Source organism: Flavobacterium sp. (assembly GCF_029242675.1).
Classification (GTDB): Bacteria; Bacteroidota; Bacteroidia; order Flavobacteriales; family Flavobacteriaceae; genus Flavobacterium.
In genome coordinates, this window is the sequence record NZ_JAQWTM010000405.1 from 1 (window position 1) to 8,907 (window position 8,907).

The 8,907-nt window shown below is 34.8% G+C and carries 6 protein-coding genes; all 6 read right to left on the bottom strand.

Translation table 11 applies throughout. From position 1 onward, the window contains the following. A partial coding sequence (locus tag P8M54_RS14970) for a DEAD/DEAH box helicase family protein (RefSeq protein WP_300288829.1) occupies positions 1–1,103 on the bottom strand: 1,103 nt, incomplete at its 3' end. 124 nt (positions 1,104–1,227) lie between these two features. Beyond that, positions 1,228–4,620 (bottom strand): TonB-dependent receptor, encoded by a 3,393-nt coding sequence (locus tag P8M54_RS14975; protein WP_300288830.1) that lies wholly within the window; start codon positions 4,618–4,620, stop codon positions 1,228–1,230. Positions 4,621–4,780: 160 nt separating this feature from the next. Further along, positions 4,781–5,890 carry a FecR family protein gene (locus P8M54_RS14980; RefSeq protein ID WP_300288831.1) on the bottom strand — a complete coding sequence of 370 codons (1,110 nt, stop codon included), beginning with the start codon at positions 5,888–5,890 and terminating at the stop codon, positions 4,781–4,783. Between the two features lie 84 nt (positions 5,891–5,974). Next, the gene (locus tag P8M54_RS14985) at positions 5,975–6,586 is read right to left on the bottom strand and encodes a sigma-70 family RNA polymerase sigma factor (protein WP_300288832.1); all 612 of its coding nucleotides are present in this window, start codon (positions 6,584–6,586) and stop codon (positions 5,975–5,977) included. Positions 6,587–7,031: 445 nt separating this feature from the next. After that, positions 7,032–7,973 carry a 23S rRNA (adenine(1618)-N(6))-methyltransferase RlmF gene (gene rlmF, locus P8M54_RS14990; RefSeq protein WP_300288834.1) on the bottom strand — a complete coding sequence of 314 codons (942 nt, stop codon included), beginning with the start codon at positions 7,971–7,973 and terminating at the stop codon, positions 7,032–7,034. Between the two features lie 112 nt (positions 7,974–8,085). Beyond that, positions 8,086–8,748, bottom strand: coding sequence for a thiamine diphosphokinase (locus tag P8M54_RS14995; protein ID WP_300288835.1), 663 nt, complete (start codon positions 8,746–8,748; stop codon positions 8,086–8,088). Between the last annotated feature and the right edge of the window lie 159 nt (positions 8,749–8,907).

Here is an 8,907-nt window from a genome sequence, read left to right on the forward strand (position 1 = left end):
GCGGGTAACCTAAAACCATACTCTACTAAGTTTTCTTTTCGGCTTCTGTCACCTCCATACATGGCATGTACTTGAGATAGTGTGACGTGACTTTCATCGACAACCATTAAATAGTCTTTAGGGAAATAATCTAGCAGACAAAAGGGTCTGGTACCTGCTAAGCGTCCGTCAAGGTAACGGGAATAATTTTCGATTCCCGAACAATAGCCTAATTCCCGAATCATTTCTAAATCAAAATTAGTGCGCTCTTCAAGTCTTTTTGCTTCAAGATGTTTTCCTATTTCTTTAAAATAATCTACTTGCTTAACTAAGTCTTGTTGAATTTCCCAAATTGCACCTTGAAGGACATCGGGAGAAGTAACGAACATATTGGCAGGGTAAATCGTTAGCTTTTCAAATTTTTCAATTACTTGAGCTGTTTTAACATCAAACGATTCAATTTCTTCAATTTCGTCGCCAAAAAAGTGAATTCTAAAAGCAACATCAGCATAGCTAGGATATACTTCAACAGTATCGCCTTTTATTCGGAAATTTCCGGGAGTAAAGTCGGCTTCAGTTCGAGAGTATAAACTTTGCACTAAGCTGTGTAGTAATTTTGTCCTAGAAATCGTTTGGTCTCTTTCAATTGCAATAACATTTTTTTGAAATTCAACCGGATTACCAATACCGTATAAACAAGAAACAGAAGCAACCACTAAAATATCGCGACGTCCAGACAGTAGGGAAGAGGTGGTGCTTAATCGCATTTTCTCTAGTTCCTCGTTAATGGATAGATCTTTTTCAATAAAAACTCCCGTAACCGGCATGAAGGCTTCGGGCTGGTAATAATCGTAATAGGAAACAAAATACTCTACCGCATTATTTGGGAAAAATTGTTTGAATTCTGAATACAATTGCGCTGCCAAGGTCTTGTTGTGCGCTAAGACTAAAGTTGGTCTTTGCACTTCTTGAATCACATTGGCAACCGTAAAAGTTTTACCTGATCCTGTTACACCTAGAAGGGTTTGGAACTGATCGCCATCGATAATTCCTTGTGTTAATTTCTCGATAGCTTGTGGCTGATCTCCTTTGGGTTGGTAATCGGATACTACTTGAAAATTCATGTTTAGGGAGGCATTTTTAGTCCTACAAAGTTACGAAGTTTATCTTCATTAAAATAGGAAAGTAAATGCCAAAAAAAACCATTCGGGTTAGCGAATGGTTTTAATTATTTTTATTAAGTACTAGCTAGAAACTAAAACTTAATCTAGCAAAAACAAATCTTCCGTTTTGACCAAATTGAGATACGTTTCTTGAATACGTAAATTGATTTGAATTAGATAAATCGATAGTGGTAGGAGCAGCAGTATAATCAATTGCTCCGTTTACTACTCTAGGTCTGATCGCAGTTGTAGGACCAAAATTGGTATCAGGATAAATATCCAATATATTATTAGCACCAACAACAATTTTTGCAGATTTGGTAAAGTTATATGCAACAGATAAGTCTGTTATTACTTTTCCTCCCCAAACTGGATGTTCTTTCTCCACAACTTGTCCATTAATTATAGCTCCGTCTATTTTTCCATCTCCATTGGCATCAACGGTGTTTGGGTCAGTAACTGCTCCAAAGTATACATTTCTTAAAAAGAAGTCAAACTTTTTAACTGAAAGGGAGTTGGTTAAATTTGCTTTTACTCTAGGAACGGCCTCTTCAAGATATACTCTACTAGTTTCAGAATAATATCTATTAATTTGACCATTAGCCTCCAATATAGGAGAGGCTTTAATAGCTCCTACTCTTCTAGTGTTTGATATCGTCCCGGATAAATCAGTTTTTAAAGTTAATCCGTTTCCAATAATTCCTTTGTGGCTAATTACAACATCCAAACCTTTTGATTGTGTGTCAATTGCATTCGCGAAAAAAGTAGCGGCAGTTGCATTGGCAGAATCGAACAAAGCATTTAATTGAGCAGCTGGAGATCCAGCAGCTGGAGTTCCTCCGGGTCTAGAAAACTGATCAGTAAGTACCACTCTATCATTGATTTTTACAATGTAAGCATCTGCTGTTAATGTAATTTTCGCTTCTGGAATTTTCGCCGTGAAACCAATACTTGCACTTTGAGACTCTTCTTGTTTCAATTGCGGAATTCCTAATAATTTAGCTGCAGGAGAATCGTTACTGAAAGTTCCTACTTCAAAAGGTACACCACCTACGAATTGAGTAGCAGTCGAATTAAAGTAAATTTGGTGTAAGGAAGGCGCTCTAAATCCTGTTGAAATTGCTCCACGAATATTTATATTGTCTGTTACTTTGTAACGAGAAGCTAATTTGTAATTAGTTGTTCCACCAAAATCAGAATAATTTTCATATCTCAATGCTCCGTTCAATAACCATTTTTCAGTGACATCATACTCTAAATCGGCATATATAGCACCACTGCTTCTTCCTTTATCAACTGCATTGGCTGGTTTGAAACCGGGGAAAACTTGAGATGCTCCTGGGCGAAGTTCTCCTGCATTTGATCCGGTATAATAAAATGAAGAAACTTTAATGTTGTTAGGAGTAGCTGCAGTAACCACATTCCCGTTAATATCGTAAGTATTGTAAGATTCTGGTTGTCCAGCGTTGATTTGGAAATTTTCATGTCTAAATTCTGCTCCAAATGCTACGTTCAGTTTGTCAAACTTCTTACTGATATCGAAATTAGTGGTGTTTTGAGAAAAAGCTAAACCTCCAGCATCAAATTCCGTTGGTGAATTTTCTCTTAACGTCGCGTTGGATGTATTTTGAATGTTATAATCAAATGCATTTCTTCCAAAAGTATTACTCAAATCAAAATTCCAAGATTCAAATATCTTACCTCTAAGCCCAGCTGCTGCTGATACATCGTTTATTGTAGAGTGTATTTCTGGTAAAAATCCATTTGGATATAAACCAGTGTAAGCTCGAGATTGGTTTGGTCTTCTGTAAAATCCTGCCGCTTCACCAGCTCTGTAACTAGTTCCTCCAAAAGCATATACTTCTAGGTTTTCATTGATAGGGTAGGCTGCATTTACAAAAAATTGTGCGCTTTGTAGCGAGGATTGCCCAACTTTCATGTTAAAATTACTTCGCTGTAATTTTCTGTAAGCTAATTCTCCATCAGTTGCATCAAAATTTAATGCTGTTTGCATTTGAGCTATGGTCGACGCACCTAGTATTGCACTCTGTTGTCCAGCAGTGAAATAATTAACTTGAGGAGCATAGGTTTTAATAAGGCCAAGAATTTGAGTTGAATTAGGCGTATTGTTTATATTACCAAACAAGGCATTAATATTAGTTCCTCCTTCAATAGCTCTTTGTTCAATAGCATTGTACGCATTAAATATATTTCCAGTTGCATCTTTGGCTCTGCCTGTTTGACCTCTTACTTGGAAACTCGCTGTAGCATTGATAAAGCTTTTTTCTTTTCCAAGACTAGTTCCATAGTTTAAATCAATTTGGGCATTATTACCATCATTACCACCTCTATGATCGTTTGCCCCTTTTGAAAAATGACTACCGCTAAACAAAGCAATGTCAAATTTGTTTGTTGCTTTTTTTACATTAATGTTAATTACACCCGCAATAGCATCAGAACCATATTGAGCTGAAGCACCGTCTCTTAAGACTTCTATTTTGTCAATAGCAAAAGCAGGGATTGCATTTAAATCAGTACCAACAGCACCTCTACCTGGCGAACCGTTAATATTTACAAGAGAAGAAGTATGTCTTCTTTTTCCATTCACTAAAACTAAAACCTGATCAGGACCAAGGCCTCTTAATTGTGCTGGGTCAATATGATCCGTTCCATCAGCAACTGTTGCTGTGTTTGAAGTAAATGAAGGAGCTACCATATTTAAAATTTGGTTTAGATTCACTTGTGCCCCTTGTGATGCTATTTCCTTCATACTAATGATATCAATAGGCACCGCTGATTCAGTTACAGTTCTTGGCGCACTGCGCGATCCAAGTATAACCACATCTTGTAGTGTTTCGCCATTTCCTACTAAAACTACATCTATGGTTTTTCCGGTAACTTTAATTTCTTTTGTTTTCAAACCTACATATGAAAATTGTAAGGTTGCTCCAATGTCAGTTGAGATTGTATAATTTCCATCAATGTCCGTAGTAGTACCTTTATTCGTTCCTTTTACGATAATAGTTACCCCAGGAAGTGGTTGTCCATTTTCATCAAGTACTCTACCTTTGATAATTTCAGCATCAGTACCCGTAAAATAGTAGTTTGCTTTGTTGCCTTCCTTTTGTAAAACAATTTGGTTGCTTACCTCACTGTAATTAATTTTAAGCGGTTTTAAAACTCGAGTTAGGACGCTAGATAAGGCTTCGTTTTCAGCAAATAAATCTACTTTTTGGTTCATCTGAGACATTCTAGAATTGTATGAGAATTTCACATTTGATAGTTTTTCAAGTTTATTTAAAACAACATCTAAGTTCAAATCAGTTACTGAGATGGTGATCTTAGTATCTAGTTTTTTTTGACCTCTAATCGCACTTGCAAAAGTCACTGTAGAAAAGACAAAAGCTAAGATAAATTGGAATAAAGTTATTTTCATAATTTGAATAAATAGTCGTTGGTTTAAGACGGTTTTTTTCATAGTTTTGGTTAGTTTTTATTAATACTCGTTAGTTGGGTTAAAGAAGAACAAAGCAAGCACTCTTTACAGGGAGTGAATTGCATTATTTAATGGCGTCGAGGATGTTACAGCATCTTCGGCGTTTTTTTTTTTAAATTAATAATTCATATGCATTCTTTTGTTAGTTGCATCCATTGGATAATATTATAATTTGATTTCCATTCATTTCGTAGCTTGTGTTGTTTCCGAGACTTCTGCATATAATTTTTAGTTTCTCGGGCAAGGGTTGATCATTTAATGAGGTCGTTAAATAGCAGTCTTTTAACTTGGCTTGTGGATAATCGATATTTACTAAATAGGCTTGTTCAATAGTTTTAAAAATTTGAGATACTGGGATATCAGTGAATTCAAACCCTAACTGTTCAATATTGCTCGTTGAGCTGATTAGAACTTTGTCTAAAGTAATATCAACGATTTTGTTAAAAGTTGTATTTTTACGAACGAATCGCATAGCTTGATTGGGTAAAAGAACGATCAATTTATTTTTTTGATTCGTAATTTGTTCATTAGGCATCACTTTTACTTTTCCAGTGCGAACGACCACTTCCACATTTGGTTGGTCAGCATAAGCTTTTACCTTAAAACTCGTTCCCACTACTTTAGTCACAATTTCATTTGCATAGACAAAGAATGGTTTTTTAGGATTTTTACTTATTTCAAAAAAACCTTCTCCAGACAGATATACTTTTCTTTCATTGCCTAAAAATTCTTTTGGATAGCTAAGTTTACTATTGGGTTGCAATAGCACAGAACTTCCGTCAGACAACGTTATGATTTGTGGTTTGTTTGAGTTATTTGCTTGCTCTACTAAACCATCAGCATCACTTTCAATTAATTTATTATAGATCAACGGACTATTGTTGTAGTTCGTACTGCTTTTGTAAACAAAGCCAATTGCGAGACATAAAACTAGTAGTGCTGCGACTCTGCCAATCCAATTGCTTTTCCACGGCTTAAGCTTTAGTGATACTGGCGCTTTAACCTCTTTTTTATCTATTTTATTCCAAGTAGCATCTAATGCGTCTTGAATATCAGTTGAAGGAATATCAGTTGGGGCTACGTGCATGGCCAGTACCCATATACGTGCCTCCGCTACCAATTTAGCTCGGTTAGGATTTTCTAATGTCCACTCTTCCCATTGATCCTGGTTTTTGTTGGTATAAACCCACAATCGGAAGGACTCATTAGCAATTAAATGCTCTATTTCGGTGTATTTATTTCGATCTTGCATTAAAAAATATACTGTTACAATTATATAGAGGACCCTTTTATCAAATGATACTCACTTAAAATTGATTTTTTTTCAATATTTTTTTTATTTACAAAAAACCTGCAGTAAAAGGAGTAGAATAAGAGTGCCGTTTTTAAAACCTTCGCGCATGCTAAGGATTGCGCGATGAAGTAAATTATTAGCTGATTGGTAGTTAATACCTAGGGTAGTCGCTACCTGTTCGATAGGGAGATCTTGATTAAAGCGCAAGTAAATGGCCTCTTTTTGACGCGAGGGCAGTGCATTAATTAAACGGTTTAAATGCGTTACTTGACTTTTGGATATTTCATCAATTATGAGATGATGTTCAATGGAAAAATCAATTAAAAATGGAATGTTGTCAACTGAACTACCAAATGTAAAAATTTTGTCTCGTACTTTTAGTTTTGTAATTCTTTTGCGAACGCATGATAGTAGATACGCTTTAACTACTACATCTTGATTTAAATTGTCACGGTATAACCAGATATCTGTAAATACATCTTGAATGCAATCTTGTACTTTATCAGGAAACGGATTAAAAGAATTTCCGTAGACTATGAGTTGCGCATAATGTTTTTTAAAAAGGAGTGAAAAAGCATTTTCGTCACCTTTTATTAGACTTTTCCATAATTTGGTGTCATCTGGGTTTTCGATATGTAAACGCTGTTTTTGCACAGATTACTTCGTATTTATTGACGGCAACAAAAGACTAATTAATAGTCAAGGCATCAAATTCTCACTTTGCTCAATACTAGAAAATATATAGATAGTACCTTTCTTTCGGTTGTCTGCGACAATCTACTTTGCTTTTGGACTGAAATTGCTCTCTATTTTATTCTTTAATTTTTGCATCTCGGTCTTTTAATGTTTTATCAAACTTACATAATTTTTAGTTAAAAAATTAATTTTAAATTGCTATAATTAATTTTAAGCTAATAATTGTTTAGTAATATCGTTATTTTTAGAATTATGTTTTAATTTTTATTTTAATTTGAGAATTTAATAAAATAGAAAGAGGCTCCTCCCTAATTAGCGTACTAAGTAAGTGGTTAAAAAATAAGCTATTCTGTGGTAGGATTCAGAAGTGGTTTGAAAAAAGGATTCAGTAGCGTCTATAAAATTAAAACTTCCACTCTTTTTGCTGGGTTTCGCTTAAAAAAGTCCAGGCAACGATACGGCTAATTTTTTGGCCTTGAGCCATATCTATCGTTTTAATCGCTACCACATTTACTTTGTTCAGTGTTTTATAAATACTAGATAAATGGGATTGCTTGGAAACAAGTGTTGTAAACCAAAAACATTGTAAAGGATATTTTGCACTTTCGAATATCATTTGAGTGATAAATCCAAGCTCGCCACCTTCACACGATAATTCGGCATTATGACCTCCAAAATTCAGCACTGGTTGTGTTGTTTTTTTGCTTTCTAAATTTGAGATCTTTCTGATTGTTCCCTTAGTAGCTTCTTCTAGTGATTTATGAAACGGCGGATTACAAATGGTAAACGTAAATTTATCCTCCCTGGTGATAATATTCTTAAAGATAAATCTTGATTCAACTTGTTGTTGTAAGCTGATGGCATCTATTAATTGAGGATTGTTTTGGATGATACTGCTGCAATTTTCGATTGCCTTTTCATCAATATCAGTTCCTAAAAAGCTCCATCCATAAGTTGTGTTGCCAATAAGTGGATAAATACAATTGGCACCAACTCCAACGTCAAGACCAACTACAGTTTCTCCAAGTGGAATAACACCGTGGTTGCTGCTTGCTAATAAATCTGCCAAATAATGAATATAGTCTGCTCTACCAGGTATAGGAGGGCACAGGTAAAAAGGCGGGATATCCCAGTTTTTAATATTGTAATAGCTTAAAAGCAATGCTTTATTTAATGCTTTGACCGCATCAGGATTACTAAAATCAATAGTTTCGATTGCGTGCTCATTGATAAAAACAAATGGTTTTAATTCAGGTGAATTTTTTAATAAAAATTCGAAATCATACCTAGAACGGTGCTGATTTTTTGGGTGTAGGTTCGTTTTCTCTGTAAGCTGCTTTGACATTGATTTTATTATTTCTTGACAACATTAAATGCTACTTTGTCAAAATTTGTTGCAAGTTATATAAAAAGAATGCTTTACTCTATTTATTGTGCGGTAGTTTTTACTTATTTTGTTAATCGTTGCATTCCATAAGTAATAAATCACCTTCGAGATGTTCTATGACGACTAGGCCATCTTTAGCGACGTGATTACTACTTCCTGTTTGATAGCCTATCGTAAGGGTGTCATTAGACAAAGGATAAAATAAATTTTCAGATCGAATTCCGGTTACTTGACCGACAGGGATTAAAGATATAGGAGTCGTTGCGGTATACCATTTTTCAAATTTTTTTGGTAACAAAAATACTTTAGAATGATCATCTAAAATGACGATTTTAAGCTTTTCACGATATCGAACAATATTCGTTAAATTAGTTATGGTATGATCGGCGCGTTTTCCGGTTGCCCAAACTACATTTACTGCTGGAATTTTCCTTTCGATTAAATAATCAAAAGCTTTTTCTAAATCTGTTTTATTTTGGTCTGGCGTATGGACAATCTCTAACGGATATTGTTGAATTTGATACACACTAGGATCAAAATCACGATCAAAGTCTCCTAGTAAAACATCAACTTTAATGTCCAATTTCATGACACGCTCCATTGCCGAATCTAAAACAATAACAACTGGAGACCATTCTAATAATTGTCCTAACAATTCGGGATTACAGGAGGAACCATTGGCAATGATTAATGCCGGTTCTTGATCATCGCGAACAATGTGGTGTGAAGACAAATTGATTGATTTTTTAAGTTAACAGTTGTGCGGTAACAAATATACTGATTGTTTTATAGTTTCAATAGTAGTTGTCGCTGTCTAATAAGTGTTCATTCGATTTATTGAATGGTATATTCTCTTTTGTCTGTTTCGCCTAGAGAGAAATACCCTAAAGGA